The 16377-nt window shown below is 37.9% G+C and carries 16 protein-coding genes and 1 pseudogene; 5 read left to right on the top strand and 12 right to left on the bottom strand.

Going from position 1 to position 16377, the window contains the following annotated elements:
- Positions 1 to 104: 104 nt before the first annotated feature.
- From RCG21_RS05270 to RCG21_RS05260, 3 genes are all read left to right on the top strand, one after another.
- On the top strand, positions 105 to 704 hold the full coding sequence (locus RCG21_RS05270) for an NADPH-dependent FMN reductase (RefSeq protein ID WP_026573674.1): 600 nt from the start codon (positions 105 to 107) through the stop codon (positions 702 to 704).
- A 222-nt stretch (positions 705 to 926) separates the two neighbouring features.
- On the top strand, positions 927 to 1505 hold the full coding sequence (locus tag RCG21_RS05265; RefSeq protein WP_133336601.1) for a TetR/AcrR family transcriptional regulator: 579 nt from the start codon (positions 927 to 929) through the stop codon (positions 1503 to 1505).
- Between the two features lie 29 nt (positions 1506 to 1534).
- Entirely contained in the window at positions 1535 to 2737 is a 1203-nt protein-coding gene (locus RCG21_RS05260; protein ID WP_133336603.1) for an MFS transporter, read from the top strand.
- 89 nt (positions 2738 to 2826) lie between these two features.
- On the opposite strand, the pseudogene RCG21_RS05255 reads toward RCG21_RS05260, so the two are convergent.
- From RCG21_RS05255 to RCG21_RS05210, 10 genes and pseudogenes are all read right to left on the bottom strand, one after another.
- Positions 2827 to 2979, bottom strand: a pseudogene (locus RCG21_RS05255) (HU family DNA-binding protein); the annotation flags it as partial.
- A 469-nt stretch (positions 2980 to 3448) separates the two neighbouring features.
- Complete coding sequence (locus RCG21_RS05250) at positions 3449 to 3769, bottom strand: DMT family transporter (protein WP_308912934.1); 321 nt, start codon at positions 3767 to 3769, stop codon at positions 3449 to 3451.
- 7 nt (positions 3770 to 3776) lie between these two features.
- On the bottom strand, positions 3777 to 4133 hold the full coding sequence (locus RCG21_RS05245) for a DMT family transporter (protein WP_133336607.1): 357 nt from the start codon (positions 4131 to 4133) through the stop codon (positions 3777 to 3779).
- Positions 4134 to 4192: 59 nt separating this feature from the next.
- Complete coding sequence (locus RCG21_RS05240) at positions 4193 to 5077, bottom strand: Cof-type HAD-IIB family hydrolase (RefSeq protein WP_308912933.1); 885 nt, start codon at positions 5075 to 5077, stop codon at positions 4193 to 4195.
- 23 nt (positions 5078 to 5100) lie between these two features.
- Positions 5101 to 5883 carry a DeoR/GlpR family DNA-binding transcription regulator gene (locus RCG21_RS05235; RefSeq protein WP_133336611.1) on the bottom strand — a complete coding sequence of 261 codons (783 nt, stop codon included), beginning with the start codon at positions 5881 to 5883 and terminating at the stop codon, positions 5101 to 5103.
- Between the two features lie 20 nt (positions 5884 to 5903).
- Complete coding sequence (locus tag RCG21_RS05230) at positions 5904 to 6917, bottom strand: ABC transporter ATP-binding protein (RefSeq protein ID WP_133336613.1); 1014 nt, start codon at positions 6915 to 6917, stop codon at positions 5904 to 5906.
- Positions 6917 to 7789 (bottom strand): ABC transporter permease, encoded by an 873-nt coding sequence (locus tag RCG21_RS05225; protein WP_133336615.1) that lies wholly within the window; start codon positions 7787 to 7789, stop codon positions 6917 to 6919. The genes RCG21_RS05230 and RCG21_RS05225 overlap by 1 nt, the downstream gene beginning before the upstream one ends.
- Positions 7789 to 8640, bottom strand: a complete 852-nt coding sequence (locus RCG21_RS05220) for an ABC transporter permease (protein ID WP_133336617.1) — start codon at positions 8638 to 8640, stop codon at positions 7789 to 7791. Before RCG21_RS05220 ends, RCG21_RS05225 begins: the two co-directional genes overlap by 1 nt.
- Positions 8641 to 8756: 116 nt before the next feature.
- Positions 8757 to 9590 (bottom strand): alkaline phosphatase family protein, encoded by an 834-nt coding sequence (locus tag RCG21_RS05215; RefSeq protein ID WP_133336619.1) that lies wholly within the window; start codon positions 9588 to 9590, stop codon positions 8757 to 8759.
- Positions 9580 to 10689: an ABC transporter substrate-binding protein gene (locus RCG21_RS05210; RefSeq protein WP_308912932.1), complete on the bottom strand. Its 1110-nt coding sequence runs from the start codon at positions 10687 to 10689 to the stop codon at positions 9580 to 9582. The genes RCG21_RS05215 and RCG21_RS05210 overlap by 11 nt, the downstream gene beginning before the upstream one ends.
- A gap of 293 nt (positions 10690 to 10982) precedes the next feature.
- Between RCG21_RS05210 and RCG21_RS05205 the strand changes: the two genes are divergently transcribed.
- Positions 10983 to 12722, top strand: a complete 1740-nt coding sequence (locus RCG21_RS05205) for a multicopper oxidase family protein (RefSeq protein WP_308912931.1) — start codon at positions 10983 to 10985, stop codon at positions 12720 to 12722.
- A gap of 90 nt (positions 12723 to 12812) precedes the next feature.
- Here RCG21_RS05205 and RCG21_RS05200 read toward each other — a convergent pair whose 3' ends face one another.
- Positions 12813 to 13358 (bottom strand): cupin domain-containing protein, encoded by a 546-nt coding sequence (locus RCG21_RS05200; RefSeq protein ID WP_133336625.1) that lies wholly within the window; start codon positions 13356 to 13358, stop codon positions 12813 to 12815.
- A 161-nt stretch (positions 13359 to 13519) separates the two neighbouring features.
- Between RCG21_RS05200 and dsdA the strand changes: the two genes are divergently transcribed.
- Entirely contained in the window at positions 13520 to 14878 is a 1359-nt protein-coding gene (gene dsdA / locus RCG21_RS05195; protein ID WP_133336627.1) for a D-serine ammonia-lyase, read from the top strand.
- Between the two features lie 457 nt (positions 14879 to 15335).
- Here dsdA and speB read toward each other — a convergent pair whose 3' ends face one another.
- Positions 15336 to 16334: an agmatinase gene (gene speB, locus RCG21_RS05190; RefSeq protein ID WP_133336790.1), complete on the bottom strand. Its 999-nt coding sequence runs from the start codon at positions 16332 to 16334 to the stop codon at positions 15336 to 15338.
- Positions 16335 to 16377 lie beyond the last annotated feature (43 nt).

Below are 16377 nucleotides of genomic sequence, written 5' to 3'. Positions count from 1 at the left end.
CAAAAATAATTACATGTAATATTATTATCTTGAATTAAATATATTTTAATTTGAGATTCATGATTTGTAAATATATTTCACAAAAACTACAAGGGGTGTCAAAAATGAGCTTTTTCAGTAATTTATTTGGCAGTGCATCTAAGGAGGAAGAAAAAATGACCAATCCAAAATTAAAAATCGGGATTATTTTAGGAAGTACACGTCAAGGACGTGTTAGTCCACAAGTAGGAGAATGGGTGAAAGGTATTGCTGACAAACGTCAGGATGCAGATTATGAAATCGTTGATATCGCCGACTTCAAATTACCATTCTTAGGAGAAGGTACTGGCCAAGAACCAGGACTTCAAGCATGGAATGAAAAACTTGCTAGCCTTGATGGCTTTGTATTCATTGTGCAGGAATACAACCACAGCATCACAGGCGCATTGAAAAATGCATTGGATTCAGCTCGCGAAGCTTGGAACGATAAAGCAGCAGGTATTGTAAGCTATGGATCAACTGGCGGAGCCCGTGCTGCTGAACACTTACGCGGCATCTTAGGGGAATTAAAAGTTGCAGATGTTCGCACACATCCGACTCTTTCATTATTTACTGATTTTGAAAACGGATCAGTATTCAAACCAGCTGAATTGCATCTTACAAATGTGAATGCAATGCTTGATGAAGTAATCAGTTGGAGCGGGGCATTAAAAACTGTTAGATAATTGATTCTCCTTTTAAAAAATAGAGCTTGGATTCCAAGCTCTATTTTTTTATATTCGATTTGTATTGGTTAAACTAGATTTAATTAAACCATTCTCCCCAATTAAAACTTCATTTCCCTCGTCCCCATCCCATATATCTTTCGAGTCAAATTGAGATACTTGCTTATCATTACTTAATTTGATATGATAACTAACGAACGTTCGTTAGTTGAGGTGATTTTATTGAAAAGCAATGAAATTAAGGAAGCGGCTCTAAAATATTTCACAATACATGGTTATGAAGGAGCGTCTCTTTCGCAAATAGCTGAAGAGGTCGGCATGAAAAAGCAATCCATTTACGCTCATTTTAAAGGGAAGGATGACCTTTTTCTGCAAGTTTTGCGTGATGCCAAAGAGACTGAGCTATCTTCAAAGCTCCAATATTTTGAAAAAGTTGATTCACAAAATCCCGAAAAAGATTTATACGGATTCTTACAATTGGTTATCGATCTATTTCAAAAAAATGAGCATATAAAGTTTTGGCTACGCATGTCCTTTTTTCCGCCAGCCCATCTCGCAAAGGCAATTGAAAAGGAAGTAATCGATATCGAAGAGAAAGTACAGGCGATACTAGAAGGTAAATTTCAGGATTGGATTGATGCTAAGTTAATCATCATAGATGCTGCAAAAACACCAACCTTCGCTTTCTTAGGAGTAGTCGATTCCATTTTGCTGGAACTTGTATACGGCAATGATGAACATCGGCTGAAAGACAAATTAGATGCCTCATGGACTGTATTTTGGAGAGGGATTTCACATTAATGATTCATACAGAAAAGAGGTGTTGATTCATGAAGAAAACGATAAAAAAACAAAAAGCTGTATTAATTATTCTTTTAAGCAATATTTTTATTGCCTTTCTGGGAGTTGGTCTCATCATCCCTGTTATGCCAACTTTTATGAATATTATGCATTTATCTGGGAAAACGATGGGCTATCTTGTTGCGGTTTTTGCGGTGTCACAACTGCTAGTGTCACCACTCGCAGGACAATGGGTTGACCGTTATGGCAGAAAGAAAATCATTATCATCGGTTTATTCCTATTTGGTGTATCAGAACTGATTTTTGGGATAGGCAAAAATGTATCAGTGCTTTATCTATCAAGGATTCTAGGTGGATTTAGTGCCGCCTTTATTATGCCGGGAGTTACTGCATATCTTGCAGATATTACATCGCTTCAGGAAAGGCCAAAAGCAATGGGCTATATGTCTGCCGCTATAAGCACTGGCTTTATTATAGGGCCCGGCATCGGCGGCTTTATTGCAGAATACGGTGTACGTATGCCCTTCTTCTTTGCTGCAGCCATAGCCTTTTTAGCCTGCTTTATTTCCATATTTATTTTAAAAGAGCCGATAACTAAGGAACAGCTTGCAGAAATTTCGGCTAAAACCAAGCAAACAAACTTGATTAGCGATTTGAAAAAATCACTTAATCCGCTTTATTTCATTGCATTTATTATTGTATTTGTGCTCGCATTCGGTTTATCAGCTTATGAAACAGTTTTTAGTCTATTTTCTGATCATAAATTCGGCTTTACACCAAAGGACATTGCATCGATTATTACAATAAGCTCCATCTTTGGCGTTATCGTGCAAGTATTTATGTTTGGGAGAATGGTAGATTTTCTTGGAGAAAAGAAACTGATCCAATTATGTTTGGTCATTGGTGCAATTTTGGCAGTGGCATCCACCGTGGTTTCTAGCTTTTTGACGGTGCTTGTGGTAACTAGCTTCATCTTTCTTGCATTTGACTTGCTTCGTCCGGCATTGACGACCTTTTTATCAAAAGCTGCCAAGAAGGAACAAGGATTTGTTGCTGGAATGAATTCTACTTATACGAGCTTAGGTAATATCGTTGGACCAGCGATGGGCGGGATACTGTTTGACATAAACATCCACTTTCCTTATCTTTTCGCTGCTGTCATTATGGTCATTGGGCTTGGGATTACAGTGATGTGGAAAGAAGGACATTTATCAGAAAGTGTTGCAAAATAATAAAAAGCTATTCTTTCTACAGTCTTACCTTACGAATAAAAGAGTGCTGAGGAAGCCAAAAGGCTTCCTCAGCACTATCTATTGGTTACTTATATAACAGCTTCTTTTAATTCTTTACCTGGTTTAAAAGCGGGAACTTTAGAAGCAGGAATCCGCATTTCCTCGCCTGTTTGTGGATTACGGCCTGTTCTGGCTGCGCGTTCACGTACTTCAAATGTTCCAAACCCAACATGGTGACATTTGCTTTTTCTAATCTCCTATATCCCCTTAGGGAATTGTGCTTCGCTTGCGCTTGGCTTACCTAGGCTAAGGACCCCAATTGGACTTAACAAGTTCAACATCTGTCCGATATGAGTAGGCTAGGTTCCTCCAATACACCGATAGGTCTGTGGGTTGCATTGAAAATATTCGGGGGATACTCTTGCTCCATTGGTTATTAGTTAGTCTCTTTGTTATGCTATTAAACATAGGAGCAATTAATCAGCGAAAACTTAAATAAACACAGAGGTAAAAAAATCTCTGTGTTTACTCTAAAAATACATTTATAGAAATCTAAAAAGGCTACGTTTTAATTTATTCTACTGTTAGAAATAGTTCTGTTTGAATTACTAACATATTTTCATACGAGTTTATTTTGTTACAATTATGTGATATTAAATATTTCCACCTATATTTTTCTATTTCTTGTTCAACCATGTGCTTGCGTTATTATTACTGTCCAGAAGTTATTTTAACGCCAACAGCACCTATTATTATACAAAGAATTAAAAAGATTCTTTTACTATTTCTCGGTTCTTTAAAATATACCATTCCTACTAAGACACTTCCTACAGAGCCGATGCTAGTCCATATTGCGTAAGCTGGCCCGATTGGAAGAACCTTTAATGAAAGGGAAAGAAAATAAAAGCTGAAACTACCAAATACAAGACAGGATACGGTAGGAAAAAACTTTTTAAATCCTTCTGCGCGTTTTAGACTTATGACACTTCCAATCTCAGCAAATCCAGCAAGAAGGAGTAACAGCCATGCCATCTACTCATCACCTAACCTTGAACAAATCATCTACTTCTTGTTGACCCACATTTGACTCAATTTTTAATCCAATTATTCCAAAAATCATTAAAATGACAAAAAACATTTTTAGCAGATTGATAGACTCTCCCCAAAAAATCGCCCCAACAGCTATGGTTCCAACCGTACCCAAACCCGTAAAAATGGCATACCCTGTTCCTACGGATATTAAACGTAAAGCTTTTGACAATAAAAAAAAGCTGAAAATGATAATCCCCACTGTTAGGACACTAGGTATGAATTCAGTAAACCCGTGCGAATATTTAAGGCCTATAATCCAGACGATCTCTAAAAGACCTGCAATTAAAATATAAATCCAATCCATTTAAAGATTCTCCTTGTTAGCAGATACATTCCATTATGTGTAATTGCTAACCTGCTATTTTAATAGATGGTATTAGGTTGAATCACCAAGTTGTTAAAGTATCGGTAAATGGCATGGGCCACACCATCTTCATCATTTTTAAGAGTGGCCATTGTACAAATTTCTTTAATCTCACGTTTTGCATTCCCCATCGCCACGCTATATTTCACTTTTTGGAACATAGATCGATCATTGTCGCTGTCTCCGATTGCCATTGCATATTCTAAACTGCAATTTGTCAAAGAACAAAGTTTTTCAAGGGCAATTCCTTTTGAAGCATATTTGCTCGTAATTTCAATATTATGATGAGCGGATGAAACAACTGTTAACGAACCATATTCTTGAAAGTGTTTCCGGCTTTCCTCTAACTTCTTTTCATCAAAAGAACACACTACAATATTATAAAAATCTTCCTTTTGTTTTAGGATATCATGATAATTTTCAACAAAAACATAGCCATACTGATCAAGTTGTCTTTCTGCTTCCTCCACTAATTCATTCCGATTGCCATCTCCCCCGGCTCTTTTCATCATTTGAATCTCATGATCGAAATTTTCCCTGTCTTTTCTAATCGTATAAATGGCTTTGTTTGTAAACACCTCATAGTAAAAATTCCATTCGTCTAACCATTGAAGAATAGATTGGACTTCATTTTTCTCTATGGCAGCAGCAGACAAAAGCATCTCATCTTTGGAATGAATGGTGGCACCGTTTGTACCAATTACAACGGTAGAAAGCCCGGCCTTTTCACAAATTCTTCGCACATCAAAATAAGCCCGGCCTGTTGAAATGACTACTTCAATGCCATTTTCTTGGGCAAATTGAATCGCTTTTATATTTTCTTCACTTATTTCAATCTGATGGTTTAATAACGTTCCATCTAAGTCTATTGCAATTAAACTCATGTTCTTTGTCTCCTATTCGATATCTATGCTTTGATCCAATCGATTTCGTTTAGTCTCAAATCAGTTTCCCAAGATTCCGGGAGATGTTGGTCACACACAATGATATCTAATTTCTCTAAGGGGCATATTTTACAAAATGTATCCACGCCGAATTTTGAATAATCGGCTAACAAAATAATTTGTTTTGATACCCTAACCATGGTTTGAGAAACCAAAGTTTCGTTTAAATGAAAATTGCTAACACCGTTTTCAATAGAGACACCGCCTGCTGAAATAAAGGCCTTATTAATATTGAATTGATTTAATACCTGCTCAGTAATACCGCCACTGACCGATTGCTGTTTCGGATCAATTTGACCGCCTAACAGTAAAATCTGCCCTGTGAACTTTTGTTGATTAAGAGATTCCGTTAATACAGCTGATACAGGAATGGAATTTGTTAAGATCGTTATATTTTCTTTGTTTTGGATAGAATGGGCAAACTCCAGTGTAGTTGTCCCGACATCAATAACAATAACATCTCCATCGGAAATCAGTTCCGCTGCTTTTTTACCAATTTGTATTTTTTCTTCTTGCTTCACTGTCGTACGCTGGGTAAACGGAGGTTCCCCAGATTGAAAGGTTGTTTTAATTGCCCCGCCATAAACCTTTTTTAATAACCCATTTTCCTCTAATTGTGTTAAATCCCGACGGATGGTTTCCTCTGAGACATTGAATTGTTTGGCCAAATCAATAACTTTTACCTTTCCTATTCTTTTTAACTCATTTAAAATTTCATTTTTTCTTTCCTCTGGTAAGATTAACATTTGATTACCCCATTACTAATTTATAAAACAATACATTCTTTCTTTGGTATAAGGATCCGAATAGGTGAGCCCTGATCCAGTTTTCCTCCTTGATGATGAAGAGAATCCACATGAAGGATGGAACCATCTGTTTCAACTTCGTATCTTAAAACATTCCCAGTCATCGAAATATCCCGAATCACACCTTTAACCGTCCAATTATCTTGTAAAGGTATGGTTTCTTGTTCAACTGGAGTTAATTGTAATACTTCAGGGCGGATCGCCACTTCATTGCCTGTTAATTCCGGACTTCTAATCAATTTATTAAATACCTCAACATTTAAAACATTATAATTCCCGATAAACTTTGCAACAAAGGTGTTAACTGGAGAAGTATAAATTTCTGATGGAGAACCTGATTGAACAATATTGCCTTCATTCATAATAAAGATCTTATCTGACAAGGTCATTGCCTCTTCTTGATCATGCGTAACAAAGATCGTGGTGATCTCCAATTCCCTTTGGATTCTTTTTAATTCCCTTTGTAAATTTTTCCTGATTTTTGCATCCAATGCACTTAAAGGCTCGTCCAACAGCAGCACTTTCGGTTCCATTACAAGCGCCCGTGCCAGTGCAACCCGCTGCTGCTGGCCGCCGGACAGCTGATGCGGATAAGATCCTTCTTTTCCGGTTAAATCAACCATATCAATCATGTTTTGCACCCTGGATTTGATATTTCTTTGTTTTTTCATTTTAAGCCCATATGCAATGTTATCGAAAACGGTCATATTCGGAAAAAGGGCATAAGATTGGAAGACCATCCCGACTTCACGGTGCCGAGGTGATAAATGAGTAATATCCCTTTGATCCACCAAGATCCTTCCCCTATCCACTTCTTCAAGTCCAGCGATGGACCTGAGTAATGTACTTTTTCCGCATCCGCTTTGTCCAAGAAGTGTAGCAAATTCCCCTTTTTGCAGTGTTAAGGATATATGATTTAAAACTACCTGATTTTCATACCGTTTTGTCACTTGATCAATGGTTATATAGCTCATTAATTTTCACCTTCCAAAAAAGTAATGTTTTTAGGAGACTGTTTCTTAAAACTTGAAAAAGTCCTCTTCTTTTTTAACCTATATGGACTTTTTTGGTTTCGGAACGTGGCTTTTAAAACGGCCCATGTTAACAGCATAATCACTGAATAATACGTAATAACAATTGCACTTGTTAAGTGACCGCTTGTATTTAACTTGTTTGCAAGATAAATTTGAAGGGTTTCAAACTGTCCTCCAACCAGCAGATTGGCAAAAGAAAACTCACTAAATAAAAGAGCAACGGATAACAGTGTAGATACTAGGATACCGGATAGAATATTAGGAAACACGACGGTTCTAAAAGCTTGAAACTTTGATGCCCCCAACAACTCAGCGGCATCAACAAGTTCCACCGCATTAATGGTCCGCAGACTGTTCCGAATCCCTTGATACATAAATGGCAAAATGGTAACAAAATAAGCACCAATTAGAATCCAAGGTGTCCCGGATATTTGAATCGGTCCATTCGAATATAACTTGATTAATCCAACAGCCCCGACAATGGGAGGAATTCCATAAGGAAGCATCGCCACCGCTTGAAGCAGCCCTTCCAACTTGCGGAAATAGATCGTAATAATAAAAATAGTCGGAAGCATAATCAGGATACTAAGCCCCACAGACATAACAATCAGAAACAGAGTGTGTTGAAAAGCAGTAAAAAATCTAGCATCTTGAAATAATTCCACATACCATTTTACGGTAAAAGATTCAGGTAGAATGGTACGGTCCCACTTGCCGGCAATCGAAAATAAAAATGTCCCGATTAGCGGAATTAACAAATAAATAATGAGTAACCAAACCGCTGCTTTATGAAAACGCAATGAAGATTTCATTATAAATCCCTCCTGAAACGACGCATCATGCGCTGATTAAACCACATCGCCATAATCATCGTCGAAGCTAAAAGAACACCTAATGCACTGCCCAGTTGCGGCTTTAAGGCAACATCACTAGCAACAAGAGAGGCAATTTGCAAAGATAGTAAATTATAATTACTGCCAACTAATGCATAAGCTGTAGCATATGCGCCCATGGCGTTCGCAAACAAAATACTGAATATACCGGCAATACTAGGTAAAAGAACAGGCAGGCCAATATGAAGCCAAAATTGCCGCTTTGAAGCCCCTAATAATGCTGCAGCTTCTTTCCATTGCTGTTTAATCCCTTGATAAGACGGATATAGAAGCATAATAGCCATGGGAATTTGGAAATAAACGTAGACAAGAATTAACCCCGTCCAAGAGTATAAATTAAAATTCCCTAACACATCCCAGCCAAACTTGGCAAAAAGTAAAGTAAACAGACCATTGTTACCAAGCAATATAATGTAGGAAAAAGAAAGTGGAATTCCTTCAAAATGGGAAGTCATATTGGCAATCATGAGTAAACGATTTTGTGCTTTCTTCGAAAATTTTGTAAACGAATAGGCGAGACCAATCGCCACTATAATCGAAGTGATTGCGGAAAAAAATGAAATAAGAACGCTGTTTTGAATGGCTTGTAAGTAAAATTTACTTTTAAAAATGGTTATATATTGCTCAAATGTCACCTTGGTTCCATCGTCAGCATAAAAGCTATTTTTCAACATCGTAACTAATGGTCCAATTTCAAAACCAACAATCAGAATAATAAATGGCAGTAAAAGAGCTAATAAATAAAGTTTTTGTTTTTTTATTTTTTGCAAGATTTTTCGCTCCTCTAAAAATGGCTAAACAATCCTTTGAATCGATTTAGCAATAATGCCAGATCGATTCAAATTTTCAAAGAATGCTTGATTTATAGACTATAAAGCTGTCCAAATTAAAGAGTGACCGCTTCTTTCAGTCCAGGAAATTTATAAGAAATCATTTTGTCAGACGGTTCAATACTTAACAGTTCACAAACCAGTGGTGCAAACGCCAATTGAGGAATGGTTTCCCCATGTATTCCTGTTTCTATTCTTGGACTAATGACAAAAAGCGGTACATCACGTTCACCATCAGTTATGCCCCCATGGTTCCCGTATTCACTCATCCCATGGTCGGAGGTAATCAAAATATGGTAACCAGATTTCATCCAAATCGGGAGAAGTTGCGCTAACAAGCTGCCCATTTTTAAAATTTGTTCCCGATATTCTTTCGATTCGGAACCATAATTCTCTCCTTTTACATCCACTCCCATAGGATGAATATATAAAAAGTGAGGATCATGCTTTCTGCGTAAAGCCTCCGCATCCATCAACAAATGGCTATCCGGATAATCATCTTCCCAATAGAACAATCCGGATTGGATAGGCTTAGACATATCTTCTTGGATACGGTCTTCTATAAAGTTGAATGGCGCCCGGTTATATAGTTCGCTTACCCAGTAATAAGCTGCAGAAGCATTTCTTAATCCGTTCTCTTTCGTAAGATGAAAAATACTTTTCTCATTAGATAAACGAACCGTTTGATTGGAGGTAATTCCATTCATGGATGCCGGAGTGCCGGTTAGTAATACTTCATACAGCGGACGGGAAAGACTTGGAAGCTCCGATTTCACTTTGTATAGTGCCGCCTGATTCGTTTCAACTAAATGCTGAACATATCCTAGTGCATCAAACGCCTTATCATATCTCATACCATCAACAACAACGACAATCACTTTATTTAACATTGACTAACACCTCTTCTTGCCACAGCTGCGGTAAAGTTTTTGCTGTTCCTTCCCAAGCTTTGTAATCTTTAATTGGTTGGGCATTTTTGTATTCTTCGTTTGGAACCAGTTTGGCTGCTACCTCTTTTGGAAGTTGTACATCACGAATCGGACGTGCGAATCCTTTAGCTAAATTAATTTGACCTTCATCACTTAAGATATATTCTCTAGTCGCCATCGCAGCATATGGATGCTTAGCATATTTGTTAATGATGGTGGAATAAGCACTGACAACTGAACCTTCTTTTGGAATGCTTATATCAAATTGCTTGCGGTTGATTTGCTCCGCATATCCAATGGCATTGAAATCCCAAACAATGGCTACCTCTACTTCCCCTTTTTCAATGTTAGCCGGCTTTGCATCCGTCAGACTAAGACGGCCCTGCTTGGCAAGCTTGGCAAAATATTTAAGACCCGGTTCGATATTTGACTCACTACCGCCGTTAGCAATCGCAGCAGCAAGAACAGCCATTTGATTCTGTGCGCCGCGCTGAACATCCCCAACGGTTACTTTGTAGTTTCCTTTTAATAGATCAGCCCATGATTTTGGCGGGTTCTTTACCAATTCTTTATTTGTTAAGAAAGCAATCGTTCCCTGATATCCTGCAACCCAGTCTCCATCGTCATCTTTTGCCCATTTCGGTACTTCATTCCAATAGGAGGTCTTATATGGTATAGTGAGCTTTTTTTGTTCCGCTATAGGAGCAAAAGAAATCCCTACGTCACCAATATCAGCCGAAGCATTCTCCTTTTCAGATTCAAACTTTGCAATTTCTTCAGCGCTTGATAAATCTGTATCATTATGGGTCAATTTGTATTTTTTTGTCACGTCTCCCCAAGTTTCCCCCCAGTTTGCCCAAGTATCTGGCATACCGACGCTATTTATGGCTCCTTCTTTCTTTGCTTTTGACTCAATTTCCCCAACTTTTAGTGAATTAGGATTTTTCACAACGGGAGCAACAGTTTTTTCATTTGTACTGCAAGCTGCCAAACTTAGTAAACTTAAACCTAATACCCCAGCTTGTATTGACTTCAGTGTCTTACTCCATTTACGTTTCATTAAGAAATCCTCCAGTTTGGTTTCTTTAATATTGTTGTTGATTGTTTACGGTTTTAGAATAATTCATGAATGTGAATCCCACATTAAGCCAATGTTAAGGTTTTGTAATGTCTACCCGCTAAAAATCTCCTATAAAAACAAAGATCTTTTCACAAAAAAACCTACTGCACCGGACAACATTTTGTTGAGTGAGTAGGAAGTAAAACTTACAAATGTTTTTGTCATAAAGTTCTTTGTATAGAACTAATTATAGAAAGGGAATTATGTTTCATTTTTTTAAAGGAGGCAGGAAGATGTCTTTAAAGAAGTTTGTGGACGCATTACCCCTTCCACCTATCTTGGAACCCAAAGATAGATGTGATGACATCCCATTCTATGAAGTAATCATGAAACAAGTAAAGCAAAAGTTACATCGCGATTTGCCCCCAACTACTGTTTGGGGTTACAACGGTATGTATCCTGGCCCTACATTCGAGGTACGAAGAAATGAACCTATTTTAGTAAAATGGAAAAATAAATTGCCATTTGAACACCTGCTGCCCGTGGATAGAACGCTTCATGGTGCAGAACCAGATAAACCTTCTGTAAGAACGGTCGTACATTTACATGAAGGTCGTGTTCGTCCAGAAAATGACGGATATCCAGAGGCTTGGTTTACACGAGATTTTGAAAATGTTGGACCGAAATTTGCCCATGAAGTATATTTTTATCCCAACTGTCAACGCCCTGCAACACTATGGTACCATGATCACGCACTTGGAATTACTCGTTTGAACGTATATGCAGGGCTTGCAGGATTCTATATCCTAAGAGATGATGAAGAGGATGAATTGGACCTTCCAAGAGGAAAATTTGAAATTCCACTGGTCATCCAAGATCGTTCGTTCTATCCTGATGGTGAATTGTTCTATCCAACCCAGCCTGGCCACGAGCCTCCTCCAGCACCACAACCGCCTCCACCAATCGATCCAACAGTACCAAACCCATCCGTTGTCCCTGAGTTTTTTGGCAACACAATCTTAGTCAATGGAAAAGTATGGCCTTTCCTGGAGGTTGAGCCACGGAAATATCGCTTCCGCATACTTAATGGTTCCAATGCTCGTTTTTACCGTATTCGTTTGAGCTCTGGTCAAGATTTTGTCCAAATTGGCACGGAAGGAGGACTTTTGGAAAATCCAGTCACCGTTGCCGAAATCATCCTTGCACCTGCAGAACGGGTCGATGTTATTATCGATTTTTCAAACCACAATGGTCAAAGTATTATTTTAACTAATGACGCACCAGCACCATTCCCCGGTGGCGATCCACCTTCTCCTAACCTAACGCAGATTATGGAATTTCGAGTAGTCAAGCAAAGACACACTTTGTCTGACAGCAGCAAAATACCCGCGAAGCTAAGCTGCTTGGAAAGACTTGATTCTGCTGATGCTGTAACGGTAAGAAAAAACGTCTTAGTGGAAACTACAGATGAGTTCGGGCGTTTAAAACTTCTTTTAAATAATCTCGATTGGGATCAGTTACCTTTAACAGAAACCCCATATAATGGAACTATCGAGATTTGGGAGCTTTACAATACTACACCGGACACTCACCCAATTCACTTGCACCTTGTTACTTTTCAAATTTTGAATCGTGCTGTGTTTACCGGTGATCCAAATGGTACTGACCTTGTAGTCGGACCGCCACAACCACCCGACCCAAATGAAATGGGATGGAAAGATACTGTTCGTGCCAATCCCGGGGAGGTCACCCGAATCATTGCACGGTTTGGGCCATTTACAGGAATCTACCCATGGCATTGTCATATCCTTGAACATGAAGACCACGACATGATGCGACCGTATGAAGTACTCCAAAATCATAATTTTAACCCATGCGTTCCAATTCCAGGCGTGTGTCCGGATGACTCGTTTACCCAATGTTGTCATGAGGATCATGAACATTGTGGATGTAAAGAGGATCATGACCAAGATGAGTCAAGTTCTAATGACCATCACCATCACCATCCTCATCACCGCCACCCAAAAAAATAAAGGTAAAGATATACAAAGACTAGTTTTTTCATGATTGAGCTAGTCTTTTTTTATATGAAATACTGAAATAAGATTTATTTATCATTAGGGTTAAAAAGCAGGCGGGGTAACTGAAAATAATACAACCGCATTTTGGTTGAAATCATTTTCCCATTTATGTTTCATATATGCAGGTATTTTCACACTATCACCAGCCTCTAATATATGTTCCTCCTCATTTAAATACACCTTAATTTTCCCCTCTAAAATAAAAGCAACTTCCTCTCCTTTATGTTCCAAGAGTTTCTCAGACGACGAAGTGTTTGGCGGAACCTTCATAATAGCTGACGCGAGATTTCCAGTAAAATCGGGTGATAACAATTCATAAGACAAATTGTCAATCACCATTTTTCTACGTTGATTTGTCCTAACAACTAAATCCGCCGTGTTTTTTTCTTCAAGGAAAAAACTAAAGGTTGGAACATCAAGGGCCTTTGCTAAAACTTTAAGGGTTTGAATAGAAGGATTTGCTAATCCGCGTTCAATTTGGCTTAACATCGAAGGCGTTATTTCAGCTAACTTAGCTAATTCTCTTATACTTAACACTTTAGCTTTTCTATATTGTTCAACCCTTTTTCCAATATCTATATTTTCCATCCCTATACACTCCTTAACACTGAATGTTAATTTATATTTAACATAATTAAACAGCACTTAACATTTAAAATAATTTGTGTTAAATTTTATTTAACGTATATTAACTTATATTTTATTTCAGTTTGATAACTGTTTACAAGTCAATTAGGAGGATTCGTCGAATGAAGGAAATTGAAAGCAAAGAAATACAAAAATGGAAAGACCAATATCCTTTACTAAGCAAACTCATTTCAATGGAGGAAATATTCTGGTTCAATCCAAATATCGAAAAATTCCAAACAGGAATTAAAAAATCCCCCCTAATTCAAGAAGATGTAAGGGATGCAGAGGAAAGGTTGAAACGTTTTGCACCATATATCGCTAAGGTTTTCCCAGAAACAAAAAAGATGAATGGTATTATCGAATCACCTTTAGTGGATATCCCCTCCATGAAACAATCCCTAGAACGGAATTATCAACAACCTATATTAGGTGAATTATTTCTAAAATGTGATAGTCATCTTCCTATATCAGGATCTATAAAAGCAAGAGGCGGGATTTATGAAGTTCTCAAACATGCAGAAGAATTAGCTCTTCAACATCAATTGTTAACAGTTCACGATGACTATTCAATTTTAGATAGTGATAGGTTTCGAACCTTCTTCTCTCAATATTCAATCGCTGTTGGGTCGACTGGAAATTTAGGACTTAGTATAGGCATCATGAGTGCAAAATTAGGTTTTAATGTGACTGTTCATATGTCGGCTGATGCAAAACAATGGAAAAAAGAGTTGCTTCGAAGCAAAAATGTTAATGTCATTGAGTATGAAGCAGATTATAGTAAAGCAGTAGAGGAAGGTCGAATTCAAGCAGATATGGACCCTACATGTTATTTCGTGGATGATGAAAATTCTCATGATCTATTTTTAGGATACGCAGTGGCAGCAGTTCGATTAAAAAAACAATTAGAAGAGTTAAAGATAACAATAGATGAAAATAATCCTTTGTTTGTATACCTTCCATGTGGGGTAGGCGGTGGTCCTGGAGGTATAGCGTTTGGGTTAAAGGTATTGTATAAAGATTACGTTCACTGTTTCTTTGCAGAACCTACTCATTCTCCATGTATGTTACTTGGATTAATGACTGGACTCCATGATAGAATTTCTGTACAAGATATCGGTATTGATAATATAACAGACGCAGATGGACTAGCTGTTGGAAGACCATCTGGATTTGTGGGTAAAACGATAGAACCGTTTTTAAGTGGTAATTATACGGTTTGCGATGAGCAATTATATATGTTGCTAAAGGAACTAGTTGATACAGAGGCGATTCGTTTAGAACCTTCTGCACTAGCAGGCATGATTGGCCCCATTAAATTATTTAAAGAGGGAACCGATTATTTACAGAAGCATAATTTAACTAAAAAAATGAACAAGGCTACACATATTATTTGGGGAACAGGTGGAAACATGGTTCCTGAAGAAATGATGGCAGAATATTATCGAAAAGGATTGAAGTTAACGTTAAATGAACAATAAGTAAATTAACACGGGGTTAGGTATTCTTTAACCATCCCATCATAGAATAATGAGGTCTTAATATAACGTTACACCGTGCATCGCATGGACTAATTCCTATCAGCTACTTGCATAAGTATTGAATTCGTTTAAAACTTCTAGTTAGATGGGGGAAGGAGCTCCTATCCCCATCTAATGGTCAGATTTGGCTCAAATATGATTTTCTCGGGAGAAATATTATAATTATCTGACGGTCATTCCTTATTAATGTAATAAAATAAATAAATATAAAAGTAAGGAGAATAAATGTTTAGATTTTCAAAGAGATGAAGGGTTTTAAGGCTAGAATACAAAATGAAGTTATAGTGAATTTTTTCTTGTTTTACAAATGGTTAGAGTCCATAGAAATAAGGAGAGGAACGCTTTGCGTTCCTCTTTTTTATTAACATCCATTGGTCCCAGTAGGAAACAACCCCAGTTAAAAAAGCATTTCTTCTTTTTCTTTTCCGAATTTTTTATTCTCTTTTTTCTCTTTTTCTTTTAATACATAGCTGAGTAAGTCTAGTAAAATACGGGCTGCTACTTGTCCAGTTATGCCCGTTAGATCATATGGAGGGGCAACTTCTACTAAATCAAACCCGATGACTTCTCCTCTTTTGGAAATTCCTTTAAGCAATTCATTAACCTCATCGTAGAGGAGCCCACCTGGAGAAGGTGTTCCTGTTCCAGGTGCAATGGACGGATCGATTCCGTCAATATCAATCGTTACATAATATTTTTCTCCTGCAGGAATAAGCTCCAACACTTCTTTAAGTCCCATTTTTCTCATCTGACGAGGTGATAGGATCACGCTGCCATACGCTCTTGCTGCATCGACGTCTTCTTTTTTGCTGCTGCTGATCCCGCGAATACCGAACTGGAATATTTTCTGAACATAATCCAGCTCAGATAAGCGACGAATGCAATTTCCATGACCATACCTCATTCCTGAGCGATGATCCGCCCAGTCTAGATGGGCATCAATTTGAATCACATGAAACGGACCTATGTCTTCTAGTCCCTTTCCAACTGCTGCTGTGATGGAGTGATCGCCTCCTAATACAACCGGCATAGCACCTTTGGAAATAATTTTTCGTATTGCTTCTTCTGTATTTTCATGGCACTGCATAATATCTCCGTGTACCATGTCTACATCACCACAGTCGACGACTTTCCATTCAGGCCCAAGATACATAGTATCATTTTCAATATCATAAGCACCATCCAGACCGAAACTATATAATGTAGAGCCTTCGCGGATTCCTCTAGGGCCCATTCTTGCACCAGATTTCCATTGTGTCCCCATGTCATTAGGCACCCCGATTACAGCTACATCTGCATCAAGCTGGTTCAGGTTCGAACATATTGGGTATTTCCCAAAAGTACAAATTCCTGTAAATGGTAAGTTTAAAAACTGCTTTTCATCACGAATAGACATTCTTGCTGCCTCCTTTTTAATTTTCATCCACTCTTTTTCCTTA

The organism is Bacillus salipaludis (assembly GCF_030938565.1).
Lineage (GTDB): Bacteria > Bacillota > Bacilli > Bacillales > Cytobacillaceae > Neobacillus > Neobacillus salipaludis_A.
Note: the sequence above shows the minus strand (reverse complement) of the source record. Positions and strands in the feature narration are given on the sequence as shown.